The sequence below is a fragment of the Streptomyces sp. NBC_00075 genome, from assembly GCF_045041225.1.
Lineage (GTDB): Bacteria > Actinomycetota > Actinomycetes > Streptomycetales > Streptomycetaceae > Streptomyces > Streptomyces adonidis.
On sequence record NZ_CP108243.1, the window covers coordinates 4,438,028 to 4,454,162 of the forward strand.

A 16,135-nucleotide genomic window follows, 5' to 3' on the forward strand; every position below is an offset into this window, starting at 1 on the left:
CCAGTACCTGTCGCGTCGGATCGCGTCGGATCGCGTCGGATCAGTCTCCGGTGAGGTCCCGGGCGCCCGCGTAGGCGAACCGGCCGTTCTGGACGCGGTACTGGTGGAGCAGTTGCTGCTTCATCCGCTTCTGGTCGTCGAAGGCGTAGGTCGCGGCCACCCCGGTGAACCGGGCCGCGGCGAGGGCCTGGGTGAGCCGGTCGCGGGTGGGTCGCTTGCCGCCCTTCGGGGCGAGGGCGGTGAGCCGGTCGGCGAGCAGGCGCGTCACGTCGTACGCCTCGGCCGCCCACGGGCCCGGCGCGCTGCCGTACCGCTTGCGGTAGGCGGTGGCGAAGGCGCTCACGGGTGCGGCGTCGGGTCCGATGTACGACGTCAGCACCTGCCAGCCCTCGGCCGCCCGGCCGGCCCCGGAGACGAAGGCCTCGGCGGCGCAGGCGTCGTCGAGGTAGCGGGGCCCGGTGAAGTTCCGCTCCGCGAGGGTGCGGGCGACCGCGGCGGCACGTTCGGGGGTGCCGATGTAGTAGAAACCGTCGACACCGCGGCTGAGCATGTCGTCGGTGACGGGTGCCAGGTCGCTCGTGCTCGCGAGGGCGGGCACCACGCGCAGGTACAGCTCCAGCTGGCCGCTCGCGGCGCTGCTGGTCACGAGCACTGACTCCATGCCGACCAGCCCGCCCGCCCTGTCGCCCAGGAGACCCAGCTTGCCGACACCCCGCTCACCGAGTGCGGTGACGGTGGCGAAGGCGCCGTACGCGGACAGCGTCGCGGCCCTGAAGTACGAGCGCGGGTCGGTGCCGGCGATGCCCGCCTGCGCGGCGCGGGTCGACAGCTCCGACACCGTCAGCAGTGGCATCACGGCGCCGTCGTAGACCTCCAGCGCGGCCAGCGTCGAGGCGTAGCCGGTGGGGCCGAGCACGGCGAGGACATCGGCGGCGCCGGTCAGCCGCCGCGCCGCCCGGACCGCGCGGGCCGGCTCCCCCCGGTCGTCCTCGGTCCGCAGGGCGAGGGTGAACGGCCTGCCCTTACGTGCGTTGAACCGCTCCACCGCCAGCCGCGCGCCCCGCTCCTGCGCCCGCCCGCTCTCCCGCAGCGGGCCCGTCAGATCCGCGTGGAGGCCGATGACCCAGGGGCTGCTCGCGGTCGGTGTCCCCGGGTCGTCGTCGCGCAGCGCCGCCCACAGCGCGGCCCCTCCACCCGCCATGAGCAGCGCCGCGCCGCTGCCCAGGGCGAGGACCCTGCGGCGGCTGTGCCCCGGGGACTCCGGCGACTCCGGCGACACCTCGGTGGGCTCGATGCCCGGCAGGGCGAGCATCTCCGCCGACCGTTCGGCGATCATCCGTACGACCGGGTCGGGCAGCCAGTCCACGGTGCCGGCCGGGGCGTCCTCCACCAGTTCCGCGTCCACCTCGGCGGCCGTGGGCCGCTGTTCCGGCTCCTTCGCCAGGCAGCGGCCGAGCAGCGCCCGCAGCTCGGCATCCGCCACCCCGTCCAGCTCGGGCTCGTCGTGCACGGTGCGGTACAGCAGCGCGTCCGCCGCGCCGGTGCCGAACGGCAGACGGCCGGTGGCCGCGTACGCCAGCACGCACCCCAGCGAGAAGACGTCGCTCGCCGCGCCCACCCGCTGCGCCCGTGCCTGCTCGGGGGAGAGGAAGCCGGGGGTGCCGACCACCATGTTGTCCGAGGTCAGCTCGGTCTCGTCGGTCGCTGTCGGACGCGCGATGCCGAAGTCGATCAGGCGGGGGCCGTCGAGGGCGAGCAGGACGTTGCCCGGCTTGACGTCCCGGTGGACCAGGCGCGCCTCGTGCACGGCGGTCAGGGCGCGCGCAAGTACCTTGCCCAGCACCCGTACCGCACGGTCCGGCAGCGGTCCGCAGGCCGCGACCGCATCGGCCAGGGCGGGTCCGGGCACGAACGTGGTGGCCAGCCAGGGCGCCGCCGCCTCCGTGTCGGCGCCCAGCACCCGTACCACCCACGGGCTGTCGACCTGCCCGGCGGAGGACGCCTCGCGGCGGAAACGGGCCCGGAACTCGGCCTGGTCGGCGTACTCGGGCTGGATCACCTTCACGGCGGCCAGGTCGCCGGTCCCGGTGCGGGCCAGGTAGACCACGCCCATGCCGCCGGCTCCCAGGCGGCCCAGCAGGCGGTTGTCGCCGAGACGGGAGGGGTCGGCGGGAAGGAGACGCTCCATCACTCGCCGCCCTTCTTGTCCCCGACGGTGGGGCTGCCGGAGGGGGTGGCCGGGTCCGGTGAGGCCGAGTCGGCCCCGGTGGGGCTTCCGATCGCGTCCTGCACCCGCAACAGCATCCTTACGGCCACATCCAACTCGCTCGACGTGCCCTCCTGCCCTCCGCACGAGGACGCGGAGATCACGACCGGGCCGAACACGGACTGCGTCCACGAGTAGGGGTACGGACCGCCCCGGGTGTCGCTGACGCACGCGCCCGACTCCGACAGCGAGTCGTCGCTGGACGTGTTGCCGCTCTCGCCCCACGCGACGGCCACGGAGGAGAGATCGGTCAGCCGCTCACCCGCCCGCAGGGTCTGTTCCGGGCAGCCGACGCCCTCCTCCAGCATCCCGGCCTGCTCCCAGGCGGCGTCCAGCGCCGTCCGGTGCACCGTGAGTGGTCGACATCCGCACCGCCCCCTCGGCACCGCTCGCGGGCACCTCGAAGTGGCGGGTGAGCGTGGCCAGTACGTCCTCCGGCAGCCCCTCCCGCTGCCATGCGCAGTTCTCGCCCAGCACGGCCCAGGTGTTCGGGTCGCTCTCGTACGGCGTCCCCGGCGCCGCCCCCGACCCGACCAGCTCCGGATCGGCGATCACCTTCCGGACGAACGCCCACGCCTCGGCCGCGCTGTGCGGCTGCTTCGCCGGGTCCGCCTGTTCGGTCGGCGAGGCCGCGGGTAAGGCATCGGCGCCGGTGACCGCGTCCGTGTCGCCATCACTCCGGGCGACATCCGGGCTCGCCCCCCGCGTCGTCTCCCCGCCCGGACCGCCGCCGTCCGTACAGCCGGCCAGCAGCGTCGCGCACGTCATCACCGCCCCGCAGACCAACCGGGCTCTCGCATGCATCACGGTCTCTCCCCTCCCCCAACACCCCGTTTCCTCAAGGTAGTTCAGAGTGCTCGTGGTGTACGGGACATGCCTCGTGAACTGTCGGCAACCTGTGACACCGGCACCTGGGCCGGCGGAGTACATCGAGCGTGTCGAGGGGTAGGTAGCCTTGGACGAGGGGATGGGGGGACGGGCATGGGCAACTGGGTCGTGATCGCGCAGTACTTCAACGGTGAGACGCACAGCACCGAGTTCATCTGCCGTGGGCGGGAGACGAAGGGCCAGGCGCTGGAGGAGCTGCGTGCCGTCCTCCACACCTACCTGCCGAGCAAGAACATCATCGAGAAGCGGCGCCGCGTGTACCGCTTCACCGACCAGGAGTCCTACCTGGTGGTGATCAAGGGCAGGCTGACGGAGTGGGAGTGCACCCTGCGCGTCGCGGAGCTGCTCTCGGACTCGGCCGACCCTGACGGGCCTCAGGACCTGATCCCGCCCGGGTTCTGAGAGCGGCTAAGGCATCAGCTCCGGCATCACCGCGCACGGCAGCGACGGATTGCGGGCCGCCGCCTCCACCACCTCCGAGTGCTCGTCGGCGAGCAACTCCACGATGGCCGCGGGCGGGAGTGCCGGGTGGCCGGCGGCTATGGGTCTCGCCTGGATGTCCGCCAGGCACGCGAGCAGTGCCTGCGGGGTCGCGCGGGGGTGTCGGGCGATCTCGCGGAACGCCTTCTGTACCGGCGGCCGGTGGCGGGTGAGGTCCTCCAGCAGGGCGCCGGACGCATCCGGGTTGGTCGCCACCTTGGCAAGCACCCGGACTCCGTGCCGGTCGACCATGGCACGCAGCTGTGCCTCGGAGAGGCCCGGGTGCGGGGCGATCGACTTGAGCACCTTCGCGTCGGGGTCGGCGGCCAGCGCGTCGCGTATTCCGGCGGGCAGATCGCGGCGCAGGGCCAGGAGCATCCGTACGGTCGGGTCGGTCGAGCGGGCCAGTTCCGCTACCTCGGCGGTCGACGCGGTCGCGATCCGTGGGGGCAGGGCGGCGCCCAGTTTCGTGGTGGCGGCCAGGCGGGTGAGTGTGTCGAGCGGCACGTACGGGTTGTGCGCGAGGTGGCGTCGTACGCCGGGATCCTCGTCGTCGGCCAGCGTGCGCATCAGGGCGTCGTCGATCGCCGGGTTTCCGGCGAGGTCGGCCCGGATGCCGGGGATGGGGTCCGCGGCGAGGCGTCGGCTCACCTCCGGGGGGAGGTCAAGGCGTTCGGCGAGGGGCCGGCGCAGCATCGTCGACGGGTGGTCCGCGAAGGCGACCACGGCTTCGGTGGGCGTGGCGGGGTTCCGCAGGGCCGCGTGCTGTATGTCGTGCACGGTGGACTCGTGGGAGCCGTCGCAGGAGGCACCCGGCGGCAGATCGCAGTCGGCCCGATCGCAGTCCGGGGCGTGCGTGTACGGCGTCTCCTCACGTTCGCAGACCGAGCAGCGTCGCGCGGGCGGCAGCCCTTCGCCGCCGATCAGCGCCGCCAGTACGGCCGGCGGCGTCGCCTCGTTCCAGGCCAGCGCCCTGCGGACCTCGGCAGACGGATGCTCCGCGAGCCTCTTGGCGACCTCCGAAGCCGTCGTCCACAGGGCGAGTTCCGCGACGACCCGCAGGTCCGGGTCGGCGGCGAGCGTCTCGATCACATCAGACGGAAGGCCTGCACAGGCGGCCAGTCGCTCCCGGCGCACGGCCCATGGATCCGCCGCGAGGAGCCGGGCCCACTCCGGTTCGCCGCGCCCCTCGTCCAGCAGCGCGAGTGCGGCGTCCGGCTCGGCGGCGGGATCGACGTCGGCTGACGTCAGGCGCCCCTCGCGGGCCAGCAGTACGCCGGTCTCCGGGACGCGTGCGAACAACGCGAGCGTCTGCGCGCGGCTGAGGTCCGCACGGCCGGCGAGGTCGTCCACGAAGTCGGCGTCCGCCGCCGCGACCTCGATCAGCCGGTCGACCAGCTCCGACGGCAGGGCGGTGTTGGCGGCGAGCCCGCACAGGACACGGGCATGGACATGATTCGCAGGGGGCACAGGGGCATTCTGGCCGGGGCAGGACCGGCGTTCACATGCTTTTCCGCTCCCCTGCCAACCCCCCGGCCCGCTCCCCTGCCCGCTCCCCTGGACAATCTGCGGCGAATTTTGGCACGGTGGTGCGAGCCGGCCGACATTCGAACGTACGACCGAACACGTACTCGACCCCCAGTTCTCAGGGAGCCCCATCGTGCCGTCCACCCACCCCGGTCTCGCCCCGGAAGCCGCCGACTTCTACCGCACCCACAGCACCTTCTCCGACCCCGGCGACCTCGCCCCGCTGTACGCCGAACTCCCGTCCTCCCCCGCCCAACTCGCCCGTACGGCACGCGACTTGATGATTCACAGACTTGAGGGCGACCTCTTCCGGCACACACACCCCGCCGAGCGGCTGCGGCTCGACGCCGAGACCCGCTACATCGACGACATCCTGCGGATCGTCATCGCCCGCGACGGCTCCCCGCTGAACCGGCGGCGCGCGGCCGGGGACCGGTTCGTGGGCGTCTGCCGGGACTTCGCGCTGCTGCACTGTTCGTTGCTGCGGCACAGCGGCGTTCCCGCGCGGGTGCGGTCCGGGTTCGCCGACTACTTCGGGACGGACGGTTTCCACTGCGACCACGTCGTCACCGAGTACTGGGACGAGGCGTGCGGCTGGCGGCTGGCCGACGCGCAGCTCACCGATCCCGGCATCGCCGCCGCCTGGAACGTCGACTTCGACCCCATGGACGTACCCCGTGACCGTTTCCTGGTCGCGGGCCGGGCCTGGCGGGACATCCGGGCCGGGGACGCCGACCCCGCCACCTTCGGGCTGCACCCTCCGGAGGAAGGGCCGCTCAACGGCGAGTGGTTCGTGGCCGGCAACGTGCGGCTCGACCTCGCCGCGCTGAACAAGGTGGAGACCCTGCTGTGGGACATCTGGGGAGCCGAGGCCGAGGACCACGGGCGGACGATGCCCGAGCCTCTCCGTGAGCTGTACGACCGGGCCTCACTGGTCGTCGCCCCCGACGCCCCCGACGCCGTTCCCTTCGAGGCCGTACGGCAGTTGTTCGCCGAGGAGGACGGGCTGCGGACGCCGAAGACCGTGCTGTCGCTGTCCGAGTACCACGCTCCGCGCCACGTCACCCTTCGCTGAGCTGACCCATGTCCTCGACGCGCCACCTCGGCCGCACCGACGTAACGTGGAAAGTGCCTGCTCAACCCGTCGCGCTTTCGAGGCAGACGATCCGTTCCGTCCCCTTCGGCCACGGCTGCCGATGCGGCTGCCGCTGCCGCCTGTTGAAGCCTCGACGCGGGCGGAAGAGAACTCTCCAAGACCGCACTTGACGGATGGTGGGAGTTCGCCGTGAACAGGGGGGCTGACGCGACCAGAAACGGAGCACAGTCATGGCAGAACCGATCCTGACCGACCACAACATCCCGTGGACTTCGACCATCCCCGCGAACTACGGCAAGCCCGCCACGCTGTTCGTGCGGGAACGCAACGGCACCAAGCCGAACCAGCCGCGCAGGCCCGTCCTGATGCTCCACGGCCGCAGCGTGCCGGCCCTGGCGGGCTTCGACCTCCGGCACGGCAAGTACAGCTGGGCCGAGTTCCTGGCCGACGCGGGCTACGACGTGTTCGTCATGGACCTCCAGGGGTCCGGCCGGTCCACCCGCCCCCAGATGGACGACCCACGCAATGTGAACCCCGCCCAGAAGCACCTCCTCACGACACATCCGGGCGGCGTGCTGGACCCTGTGCAGTACCCCCACCAGCTGGACAACTCCCAGAGCAACTGGGAGGAGGTGCACAAGGTCGTCACCTTCATCCAGGGCCTCACGGGCGCGTCCAAGGTCGACCTCATCGGCTGGTCGGCCGCCGCGCAGCAGCTCGGCCCGTACGCCATCCAGCACAAGGAGAACGTCAAGAGCCTGCTCCTGCTCGCGCCGATCTTTCCGCCGAACGGCAGGCAGAGCAAACCCGGGACGCGCTGGGACCCGCCCGTGCCGCTGCCGCAGAGCACACCCGCCGCCTTGTTCGGCTTTCCCATGACCCTTACCGGCAAATCGGGTCTCGAGTCCTCGTGGGACAAGGACGTGAAGTGCCACAAGCAGCGGGAGGACGGGATCGTCGACGTGGTGTGGAAGGCGATCATGGAGAACGACCCCATCGGCGCCAAGTGGGGCCATGAGGTGGAGGGGATGCCTGGGGTGCCCGGGGGCCTCGCGCGCGTCAAGAACCCGTACTGGTGGGGCTGGAACTCCACCACCGTGCCGCTGGACGGCACCCTCGGCTCGGACGTTCCCGTGCTCATCATCTACGGGGAACACGACTCCGTGGTCAACACGTCGCCCGACCTCGGCCTGCTGTACTTCTCGGTGCCCGCGCTCTACAAAGCCGTCCCCGGCGGCCAGAAGCTGATGTTCCGCATCGCCTGCGCGGGCCACCAGATCGTCTGGGAGCGCCAGGCCAAGGTGGTGCACAACATGTCCAAGCAGTGGCTGAAGAACGGCACTGTGGAGGACCTGGCGAAGGGCAGCTACTTCCTGGACGAGGACGGTGTCGTCACCTCGACGGAATGACGGCAGAACCTCCCCCGGCTCCCGCCTCCCCTACGCCACCGTCCGCAGGCCCCTTACTCCCGCCCCCGCCGCCCCGGTCCCCCGCACCACCCGCCACGCACAAGCCGCCGTCAGCAGCTCCCCCAGCAGGTCCGGGTCGTCGATCTCCAGGCCCAGGAGGGACTCGATGCGTTCCAGGCGCTGGTAGAGGGACTGGCGGCCGATGTGGAGGAGGGTCGCCGTGCGGGTCGGGGAGCAGCCGTTGCGGAGGTGGACCTCCAGGGTGCGGACCAGGTCGCTGGGGTGGGCCGCCTCCCAGGCCAGCAGGGGACCCAGGGTGTGCTGGACCAGGCGGGTCAGGCGGTCGTGGTTGGCGTCGACTCCGCCTCGGGTCAGTTCCCGTTCGAGGGCCAGGGCACGGGACGAGGTCACCAGGGGGCCCTGGGGTGCGTTCGGCTCCGGGGGCGGCACCGTCAGTGCCAGTTCCAGCGTCGTACGGGCCGCGCGCAGCGTCTCGCTCCAGCGCAGCCAGCCGCTGCCGGCGTCGACGGCGTGGCCCACGGCCACGGTGAGGCCGGGGGCGGCGGCCGACGTACGGAAGGCGTCCTGCACCGCCCGTACCGGGTCCCGGCCCCTCGCCGTCTTCGCCCCCGCCTCCGGCAGCACCGCCACCAGCGCCAGCACGTCCCCCGGGAACGCCGCCCGCAGTACCGCCCCGCCCAGGGTCCGCACCGCCCGGTCCACCGCCCCGACCTCCCGCGTGCCGTGCACGGAGACGCCGATCAGGCGGGCGCCGGGGCCGGGGTGGAAGCCGGACAGGGCCGCGCGGGCCTCGACCTCGGGCTGGTTCAGGGGCTGGGCGTCGGCGAGGTCGGCGAGCAGGGCGGCGGTGTGGTCGTCGCCCCAGGGGCGGACCACCGTACGGCCGGACAGGCCCCGGGCGACGATCGCGCGGTTGGCGGCCTCCGTGATGCGTACGAAGGGGACGACCCGGCGCAGCGCCAGCAGGGGCAGGCCAAGGCGGCGGGCCTCGTCCGTCACTTCGGGCGGCATCGCCGGGAGCGAGCGGCCGATCTCCACCGCGAGGCCCGCCGCACCCCGGGCGGTCAGCTCACGGACGTACCGGCGCCGCACCTCCTCGTCCGTGTCGGTGAGGCCGAAACCGTTGGTCAGCAGCAGCTCGCCGCCGTCCAGGAAGTTCGCGCCCTCGTACACCTCGCTGGAGTGGACCCAGCGCACCGGACGGTCCAACGCGGCCTCGCCGGTGAGGAGTTCGGGCTCGGCGGCGCGGACCGGGTCGAGGATCAGGACTTCACGGAGGGTGAGTGCGGGCACGGGTGCCTCCAGGGGCGCTGACACTTCGTCCTGCTGCGGGATGTCCGGAGAGTACTTTCCGCACGTTGCCCCGGTGTTTCCGTCGAAGGAGAGTGGACCCATGGATCAGATGGATCAGATGGTTCAGCTGGATGAGGTTCGGGCCCGCTCCTGGCTCGCCGTCGCCGTCGAGGAAGCCCGTGCCGGGCTCGCCGAGGGCGGTATCCCGATCGGTGCCGCGCTCTTCGGCGCCGACGGCACGCTCCTCGGGCGTGGGCACAACCGGCGCGTCCAGGACGGCGACCCCTCGACACACGGGGAGACGGCCGCGTTCCGGAACGCGGGACGGCAGCGTTCGTACCGTGGGACGACCATGGTCACCACGCTCTCGCCCTGCTGGTACTGCTCCGGTCTGGTCCGGCAGTTCGGTATCTCCCGGGTGGTCGTGGGCGAGGCCGTCACCTTTCACGGCGGCCACGACTGGCTCGCCGAGCACGGCGTCGAGATCGTGCTGCTCGACGATGCCGAGTGCGTCGGGCTGATGCGCGACTTCATCAAGAACAATCCCGCACTGTGGAACGAGGACATCGGTGAGTGACCTTCGTACGACCCCGCGAATCCCGACCGTGGACCTGCGCCCCTGGCTCTCCGGGGACCCCGACGCCCGCGCCGCCATCGCCCGTACCGTCGACGAGGCCCTCCAGACCGCCGGTTTCCTGCTGGTCACCGGGCACGGCGTCGATCCCGCCCTGCGCGCCGGGGTCCGGGAGGCGGCCCGGGCCTTCTTCGCGCTGCCCGCCGAGGTGAAGGAGCGGTACGCCGTCAAAGTCGGGGGGAGGGGGTGGCTGGGGCCCGGGGCCGAGGCCAACGGGTACTCGGAGGGGACCGAGACCCCGCCCGATCTGAAGGAGTCGCTGTCCTTCGCCACTCACGAGCCCTTCGACGACCCGGTCGTCAACGCCGAGTGGTACGCGCCCAACGTCTGGCCCGCCGAGGCGCCCGAGCTGCGGGCGCTGTGCGAGGAGTATCTCGACCGGATGGGCGAGCTGGAGAAGGAGCTGCTCACCCTGCTCGGTGACGCGCTCGGGCTCGAACCCGACTTCTTCTCCCGGCACATGGACCATCCGACCTACGGCTTCAACATCAACTGGTACCCGGGGATCGAGGTCGTCGGCGAGCCGGAGCCGGGACAGTTCCGGATCGGGCCGCACACCGACTTCGGGACGGTCACCATCCTCGACCGGCAGGCCGGGAAGGGCGGGCTTCAGGTCTACACGGACGAGGGCGGCTGGGAGGACGCGCCCTTCGATCCGGAGGCGTTCACCATCAACATCGGTGATCTGATGGCCCGTTGGACGGGTGATCGGTGGCGGTCCGGGCGTCATCGCGTACTGCCGCCGCCGGCCGACGCGCCCGCCGAGGAGCTGATGTCCCTCGTGTACTTCGGCGAGTGCACCCCGGGCACGATCGTCGAGTCGGTGCCCGCGCCGGTGGGGCGGGTCGCGTACGAACCCTTCGACTCGCACGTCTATCTGCGGGGCCAGCTGGACTCGATCACGGTCGAGTAGGGGGCCGTTCAAAGCTGAGCATCGGGCCGATAATTTCGTAACTCAACGGACATCTCACTATCTGGTCCGATGCAACTCCCTCTTCTTACACTGGTGTTGCTGCGACACACAGCAGACTGAACAGCGCTGCTGCACAGCACTTCGAACCGCGCCAGGGGGAGGGATGCGGTGCTCAGACGGCTGCACGGACGCGGGGCGCTCTTCGACACCGAGCCGCCGGGGCTCGCGCCCCGGCTCATCGGACTGCGGCCCCACCACCACATCGCCGCTCCCCTCGAACACCCCCGCGAGCTGCCGTTCGTCGTGCTCACCGCCGGGCGCGGGCTCGGCAAGAGCGCCGTCCTACGGGAGCTGCGCGCCGCCTACCAGGGGCACACCCCGATCGCGCTGATCGACTGCGAGGACCCGCAGTTCACCGGGTCGTTCGAGTCTCGTCCGGCGCAGGCCTGGTCGCCGCTCGCGCAGGCGCTCCTCGTGATCGCCGAGCAGCTCGCCGAACCGGTCACCGGCGCCCGGCGGATCGCCTTCCCCCGGCTGATGTCGGGGCTGATCGCGGTGGCCGCCGGCGGCTGGGGCAACGCCGACACCGAGCGCATCCGGTGGGAGGTCCAGCGGATGCTGCTGCTCAACGAGAGCGGCTCGTGGTTCAGCGGGTTCGCCGCGCGCTGGGCGGGCCGGGTGGCCGCGAAGGCGGTCGCTGCGGCGATCAGCGACGACCCGCTGGTGTCGGCGGTCATCGAGGCGACGCTGGAGGCCATGACGGAACGCTCCTCGGGCGCGCGCCAGCGCCGGGCGTCCACCTGGTACCGGACCTACCCCAACGCCGGGGACCGCGCCGAACTCGGACTCCGGCTGCTCTCCGACCACTTCAGGGCCGGCGGCACCTCCCGCGAGCACGCCGAGCGCTACCTCGTCCGCGCCCTGCTCGCCGACCTCACCGACGCCTACAGCGGCGTGCGGGCGCACCTCCAGCGGCTCGGCCGTCCGCTCGTCCTCGTCGACAACGCCCAGGGATCGCCGGGCCGCGAACTCATCGAGCAGGTGCTGCGCGACCGGTCCGAGGGCATCACCGACCAGGTCGCCTTCATCGCCGCCGTACGCGGCAGCGGCGGCCAGTCCGCGCTGCGCAACGCCGTACGCCGGGACCTGCGCGAGACCGCCCAGCGCACCCGCTGGACCCCGGCCGACACGGTCGCCTCCCGGGCCCTGCTGGTGTCGCTGCCACCGCTCTCCTCCGACGACACACTGCACATCGTCGACGCGGTCTGCACGGGTACGGCGGTGCCCGTACCGGCCGAACTCCCGCCCGCCACCCACCGGTTGACGTGCGGGAACCCGCTGGGCATCGCGCTGCTCGCCGAGTCGGCCCGGCAGAACCTGCCCCAACTGCCGCCCACCGCGCCCTTCGGCGCCCTGCTCACCGCCGACCTCGTCCTGTACGAGGACCGCGACGGCCGTCCCGCCTACCGCGAACTCCTCGACCGGCTCGTCCCCGCCGACCGGCTCGACGAACTCACCGTGCTGGCCGCCGCCCACGACCACGACTCGGCCTGTCTGCTCGCCGCCGTCCAACTCCCGGACGACTTCGGCCCGTCGAGCGTCCGCGCCCTGGAGACCCGGCTCACCGCGGAGGGACTGCCCGCCGTACCGGGGCAGTTCGTCGGCGACGCCTTCGTCCGCACCCTGCTCCTGCTGCGCCTGCACCACCGGCACGCCGACCACGGCAAGTGGCGGGACGTCCACGAGACCCTCATCCAGCACTACGAGGGACCCGAACCGTCGGCGGCCCGCTACCGCCTCCACCACGAACTCGCCCTCGGCGACACCGGACCGGCGGTCGCCCATCTCCGCGACACCTTCCACAGCCTCGACACCCGCACCTGGCTGGACACCCTCCTGTTCGTCGCGTCCGCGCCCTACTTCCACGCCCACGACACCGAGGGCCACGACTTCGCGGGCGGCGACCACCTCCGCGCCCGGATCGCCCTCGGCCACACCGACGCCGAACAGCTCCCACCGGACGACGTGGACGCCGTACTGCATCTGCGGGTACGCCGACTCCTGCACGCCGTCTGGCAGTTGACCGATCCGCTGGTGCTGCCCGACCGGAAACTGTGCGACCGGCTGCGCTACGAGCTGGAGCAGCTGTCCAACGACCCGCTGGCCAGCAACGCGCTGCTGTGGCAGGCCTCGCAGGAGTGGCCCGAGGACGCGCTGGCCGGGCGCCCGCTGCGCGTCCCGGGCGACGAGGACTCCGCCGACGACGACCGCAACGACGGAGGCGCGTGATGGCCCGCACAGGTTCCAGGGGTACGGGGTCCAGGGGTGTCGGCCGGTGGCTGCGCGAGGGGGTCTGGGCGATCCCGTTGCGCCGCTATCTGGCCCTGCTGGTCACGGCGGCCCTGGTGACCGGGCTCGGCTTCACCGTGCGGAAGCTCACCGAGGACGACCGTTCCTGCGCGCCCGGAGTGGTCAGACCGGCGGGCAGCGACGAGTGCGTGGGCGTCTCGACGACCGGTTTCTCCTTCGGGCGGAAGCAGCTCGCCGACACGATCACGGCGATCGACCGCGAGAACGACTCCCTCACCGACGGCAAGGACGACAAGGGCTTTGTCACCGTCGCCCTGTTCGAGCCGTTCACCGCGACCGACGCGGACAACCTCGGGGATGTGCTGCACGAACTCCAGGGCGCGTACCTCGCCCAGTGGAAGGTGAACCACGACGCGAACGGCGAGGGTCCGCCGATCCGGCTTGTGCTCGCCAACCCGGGCCGCACCGGCGCCCATTGGGAGCACACGGTCGACCAGCTGGAGAAGATGACGACCACCTCCGACCGGCTGCGCGCGGTCACCGGGATAGGGCTCAGCACCGAGGAGAACGCCCGGGCCGTCAAGGAGCTGACGAGCCGTGGCATCCCCGTCGTCGGCACCTCCATCACGGCCGACAGCCTCGCCAACGGCCAACAGGACAACCCCGAGGGCATGATGCCCTTCCCGGGGCTGGCCCGCGTCGCCCCCACCAACACCGACGAGGCCCTCGCCCTCGCCTCCTTCGCCAAGGTCGCGGCCGACAAGGCGGTGCTGGTGTACGACGATCCGGGCGACCCGTACACGCTCACCCTGCAAGCCTCGTTCGAGAAGCTGCTGAAGGGCTCGCGCTACCAGCCGTGGCCCTTCACCCCGCTCGCCGACCGCACCAAGGAGGGCACGACCGCCAACGACTTCCGGCAGATCAGGGAGCTGGTCTGCGACACCGCGCCCGCCGTGGACACCATCCTGTTCGCCGGCCGCCACACCCAACTGCGCCAGTTCATCAACGCACTTGGCGAACGGGGCTGCCAGCAGCGCGAGTTCACCATCCTCACCGGTGACGACGCCTCCTATCTCACCGGCGACGCGAAGCTCGACCCCGAGGCCCTGAAGCACGGCATCTCGGTCCGCTACAGCGCCCTCGCCCACCCGGACGCGTGGATCAAGAGCCCCCCGAAGACCGGGGGTTCGGCGGCCGACGCCCAGGACCTGGCCGACCTGCTGACCGCCGCCCAGGCCAACAGGACGGCCAAGACCGACAGTCCCCTGCCGATCGGCGAGGTCGACCTGGAGGACGGCCAGCTGATCGTGGCGTACGACGCGATGCGGCTCACCGTCGAGGGCATCCGCGAGGCCACGCCCCGCGGCCAGTCCGCGCCGACGCTCGCCGACGTCGGCGACGAGTGGACCCTCATCAAGGGCTCCTCGGGGCGGGTGAACGGCGCGAGCGGCTGGATCTGCCTCGACAACTACGGCAACCCGTACGACAAGGCCGTACCGATCGTGGAACTGACCCCCGACCGGCACGCCCGCTTCGTCGAGATCGCCTGGCCCACCGGGAAGCCCCCGGAGAAGGACTGTCTGCCGCCGTCGTGACTCCTTACGTCCTTACGGGCGTTGGCCGGTCCGGTCCACCACCGCCCGCTCCAGGATCGCGCTGCTGCCGACCAACTCGCCGTCGCGGAGCACCCGTTCGCCGAGGAAGGTGTACGTCTTCCTGTCGAAGATCAGCTGCTGCTCCTCACCGTCGGCGCCGGTCCTGGTGACCGCGATCCCCGTCCTGCCCTCCGTGTCCTTCACGTCCGGGACCACCTCGACGCCCGGGATCTTCGCGGCGGCCCGGTAGAGCGCGGCGCTCACCTTCGGGGGCATCAGGGTCTCCCGGATCAGGTCGCCGAAGAGGACGAAGGCCCGGTAGTCCTTGTCGGGCTGCTCGTCGTCGACCTCCTTGCTGACCGTCTCGTACAGCCAGGCGAGCATCTTGTCGGGGTCGGCCGGCAGCTTGGACAGGGAACGGTAACTGGTGGCCGACGGGGTCTTGGGCCGCTCGAACAGGTCCCCCTCGTAACCCAGTACCTGGTGCTCGTGGCCCTCCTTGTCCTCCTCCAGGAGTCCGTCCCGGATGCCGTCCACCGACAGCCAGACCTCCCGGTCGTGGACCGGATCCAGCTTCCCGGGCCCGCCGTTGGTGTAGGTCATGTAGGCGAGCCGGCTCTTGATGTAGACGAACTGGTCGTCACGGATGCCGCTGGGCAGTTCGGTGCCCTCGGCGGCGAGCGCGATGTTCTCCAGCAGGGTCGTCGCCGTCTGAACGGTCGTCGTGCCCGTGGTCGACCTGGCGGGGGGAGTCGCGGGCGGAGTCGCGCTCGTACCGTCCGCGCCGCCGCCGGGAAGGGCGACGAAGGTGAGCGCGGCGACAGTGGCGACGGCCCCGGCGGTGATCGCGGGCCGCAGCCACGGATTGCGACGCACGGCCTTCTTCTCGCCCTCGTGCCGTATGTCGCGCTGGCTGTCGTGCCGGATCTCGGTCATCAGATGCTCCTTGAGGAGTCGGTGACGGCCCGGCGGAAGGTCTCGCTCGGAAGATCCGGAGAATCCGGGGGGTGTGCTCATCGGTTTCCCTCCCTCATGGGCCCGACCGCGGTGATGCGGTCACCTCTCATCTGTCCGCGTCCGGTGGGCGGTTCCAGGTTTTTGACATGTTTCGCGAGCTTTGTACGGGCCCTCGACAGCCGCGACCGTACGGTCCCCACCGGCACCCCCAGCGCCTCGGCCGCCGCCGGATAGTCGAGCCCCGACCACACGCACAGCGCCAGCACCTCCCGCTCGGGCCGCCGCAGCAACGCCAACGCGGCCCGTACGAGGGACAGTTGCTCCGTGTCGTCCAGGCGGCCCGCGACCTCGTCGGCGAAGTCCCGCTCGACCTCGTCCCGGGGCAGCCGGGCGACGGCGGCGGCGTGTCTTCGGGCGGCGCGGCGGGTGTTGCGCGTGACGTTGGTGGCGACGCCGAGCAGCCAGGGCCGCAGCGAGCCGCCCTCCTCGTCGACCCTGTCGCGCAGCCGCCAGGCGTCGAGAAAGGTCAGCGAGACCACGTCCTCGGCCGCCGACCAGTCCCCCGTCAGCCGGAAGGCATGGTTGTAGACGGAGCGCGCGTACGCGTCGAAGAGTTCACCGAAGGCGTCGTGCTCCCCCGCGCGGATCCGTTTCCGCAGATTCGTGTCCACGCCCATTTACCTGTCCGTACGCCGAAGGCCGGTTCCCGTGACCTGAGTCACGCGAACCGGCCTTCGAGGCAATGG

General features: G+C 71.7%; 14 protein-coding genes. 7 read left to right on the forward strand and 7 right to left on the reverse strand.

From position 1 onward, the window contains the following. Window positions 1-40: 40 nt before the first annotated feature. The 3 genes from OG787_RS19075 to OG787_RS19085 are packed head-to-tail and all read right to left on the reverse strand — an operon-like array spanning window position 41 to window position 3,073. Window positions 41-2,188 carry a bifunctional serine/threonine-protein kinase/ABC transporter substrate-binding protein gene (locus OG787_RS19075; protein ID WP_405535825.1) on the reverse strand — a complete coding sequence of 716 codons (2,148 nt, stop codon included), beginning with the start codon at window positions 2,186-2,188 and terminating at the stop codon, window positions 41-43. Further along, a complete protein-coding gene (locus tag OG787_RS19080) occupies window positions 2,188-2,574 on the reverse strand; it encodes a hypothetical protein (protein ID WP_405535826.1) in 387 nt (128 codons plus the stop codon). Before OG787_RS19080 ends, OG787_RS19075 begins: the two co-directional genes overlap by 1 nt. Then, window positions 2,525-3,073 carry a hypothetical protein gene (locus OG787_RS19085; RefSeq protein WP_405535827.1) on the reverse strand — a complete coding sequence of 183 codons (549 nt, stop codon included), beginning with the start codon at window positions 3,071-3,073 and terminating at the stop codon, window positions 2,525-2,527. Before OG787_RS19085 ends, OG787_RS19080 begins: the two co-directional genes overlap by 50 nt. Window positions 3,074-3,247: 174 nt before the next feature. Here OG787_RS19085 and OG787_RS19090 point away from each other — a divergent pair, with 174 nt between their 5' ends. Next, window positions 3,248-3,556 (forward strand): hypothetical protein, encoded by a 309-nt coding sequence (locus OG787_RS19090; protein WP_369034440.1) that lies wholly within the window; start codon window positions 3,248-3,250, stop codon window positions 3,554-3,556. A 6-nt stretch (window positions 3,557-3,562) separates the two neighbouring features. Here the strand turns inward: OG787_RS19090 and OG787_RS19095 are convergent, their stop codons facing one another. Then, complete coding sequence (locus OG787_RS19095) at window positions 3,563-5,104, reverse strand: hypothetical protein (protein ID WP_405535828.1); 1,542 nt, start codon at window positions 5,102-5,104, stop codon at window positions 3,563-3,565. A gap of 190 nt (window positions 5,105-5,294) precedes the next feature. Here OG787_RS19095 and OG787_RS19100 point away from each other — a divergent pair, with 190 nt between their 5' ends. Then, window positions 5,295-6,236 carry a transglutaminase-like domain-containing protein gene (locus OG787_RS19100; RefSeq protein ID WP_369034438.1) on the forward strand — a complete coding sequence of 314 codons (942 nt, stop codon included), beginning with the start codon at window positions 5,295-5,297 and terminating at the stop codon, window positions 6,234-6,236. Between the two features lie 251 nt (window positions 6,237-6,487). Then, a complete protein-coding gene (locus OG787_RS19105) occupies window positions 6,488-7,666 on the forward strand; it encodes an alpha/beta fold hydrolase (protein ID WP_405535829.1) in 1,179 nt (392 codons plus the stop codon). Between the two features lie 30 nt (window positions 7,667-7,696). On the opposite strand, the gene OG787_RS19110 is transcribed toward OG787_RS19105, so the two are convergent. Beyond that, the gene (locus tag OG787_RS19110) at window positions 7,697-8,980 is read right to left on the reverse strand and encodes a PucR family transcriptional regulator (protein WP_369034436.1); all 1,284 of its coding nucleotides are present in this window, start codon (window positions 8,978-8,980) and stop codon (window positions 7,697-7,699) included. A gap of 109 nt (window positions 8,981-9,089) precedes the next feature. Here OG787_RS19110 and OG787_RS19115 point away from each other — a divergent pair, with 109 nt between their 5' ends. The 4 genes from OG787_RS19115 (at window position 9,090) to OG787_RS19130 (ending at window position 14,432) form a co-directional block, all read left to right on the forward strand. Next, window positions 9,090-9,557, forward strand: a complete 468-nt coding sequence (locus OG787_RS19115; protein ID WP_405540526.1) for a nucleoside deaminase — start codon at window positions 9,090-9,092, stop codon at window positions 9,555-9,557. Next, complete coding sequence (locus tag OG787_RS19120) at window positions 9,550-10,527, forward strand: isopenicillin N synthase family dioxygenase (protein WP_369034435.1); 978 nt, start codon at window positions 9,550-9,552, stop codon at window positions 10,525-10,527. Before OG787_RS19115 ends, OG787_RS19120 begins: the two co-directional genes overlap by 8 nt. A gap of 168 nt (window positions 10,528-10,695) precedes the next feature. After that, complete coding sequence (locus OG787_RS19125; RefSeq protein ID WP_405535830.1) at window positions 10,696-12,816, forward strand: hypothetical protein; 2,121 nt, start codon at window positions 10,696-10,698, stop codon at window positions 12,814-12,816. Continuing rightward, complete coding sequence (locus tag OG787_RS19130) at window positions 12,816-14,432, forward strand: ABC transporter substrate-binding protein (RefSeq protein ID WP_405535831.1); 1,617 nt, start codon at window positions 12,816-12,818, stop codon at window positions 14,430-14,432. Before OG787_RS19125 ends, OG787_RS19130 begins: the two co-directional genes overlap by 1 nt. A 12-nt stretch (window positions 14,433-14,444) precedes the next feature. Here OG787_RS19130 and OG787_RS19135 read toward each other — a convergent pair whose 3' ends face one another. Beyond that, complete coding sequence (locus OG787_RS19135; protein ID WP_405535832.1) at window positions 14,445-15,449, reverse strand: CU044_5270 family protein; 1,005 nt, start codon at window positions 15,447-15,449, stop codon at window positions 14,445-14,447. Continuing rightward, window positions 15,446-16,066, reverse strand: a complete 621-nt coding sequence (locus OG787_RS19140) for an RNA polymerase sigma factor (protein WP_405535833.1) — start codon at window positions 16,064-16,066, stop codon at window positions 15,446-15,448. The genes OG787_RS19135 and OG787_RS19140 overlap by 4 nt, the downstream gene beginning before the upstream one ends. Window positions 16,067-16,135: the final 69 nt, after the last annotated feature.

Excerpts from the sequence above, each read along its gene's own strand:
- OG787_RS19075 (WP_405535825.1), bottom strand. The coding sequence starts at position 2,188 with ATGGAGCGTCTCCTTCCCGCCGACCCCTCCCGTCTCGGCGACAACCGC.
- OG787_RS19080 (WP_405535826.1), bottom strand. The coding sequence starts at position 2,574 with ATGCTGGAGGAGGGCGTCGGCTGCCCGGAACAGACCCTGCGGGCGGGT.
- OG787_RS19090 (WP_369034440.1), top strand. The coding sequence starts at position 3,248 with ATGGGCAACTGGGTCGTGATCGCGCAGTACTTCAACGGTGAGACGCAC.
- OG787_RS19105 (WP_405535829.1), top strand. The coding sequence starts at position 6,488 with ATGGCAGAACCGATCCTGACCGACCACAACATCCCGTGGACTTCGACC.
- OG787_RS19115 (WP_405540526.1), top strand. The coding sequence starts at position 9,090 with ATGGATCAGATGGTTCAGCTGGATGAGGTTCGGGCCCGCTCCTGGCTC.
- OG787_RS19130 (WP_405535831.1), top strand. The coding sequence starts at position 12,816 with ATGGCCCGCACAGGTTCCAGGGGTACGGGGTCCAGGGGTGTCGGCCGG.
- OG787_RS19135 (WP_405535832.1), bottom strand. The coding sequence starts at position 15,449 with ATGAGCACACCCCCCGGATTCTCCGGATCTTCCGAGCGAGACCTTCCG.
- OG787_RS19140 (WP_405535833.1), bottom strand. The coding sequence starts at position 16,066 with ATGGGCGTGGACACGAATCTGCGGAAACGGATCCGCGCGGGGGAGCAC.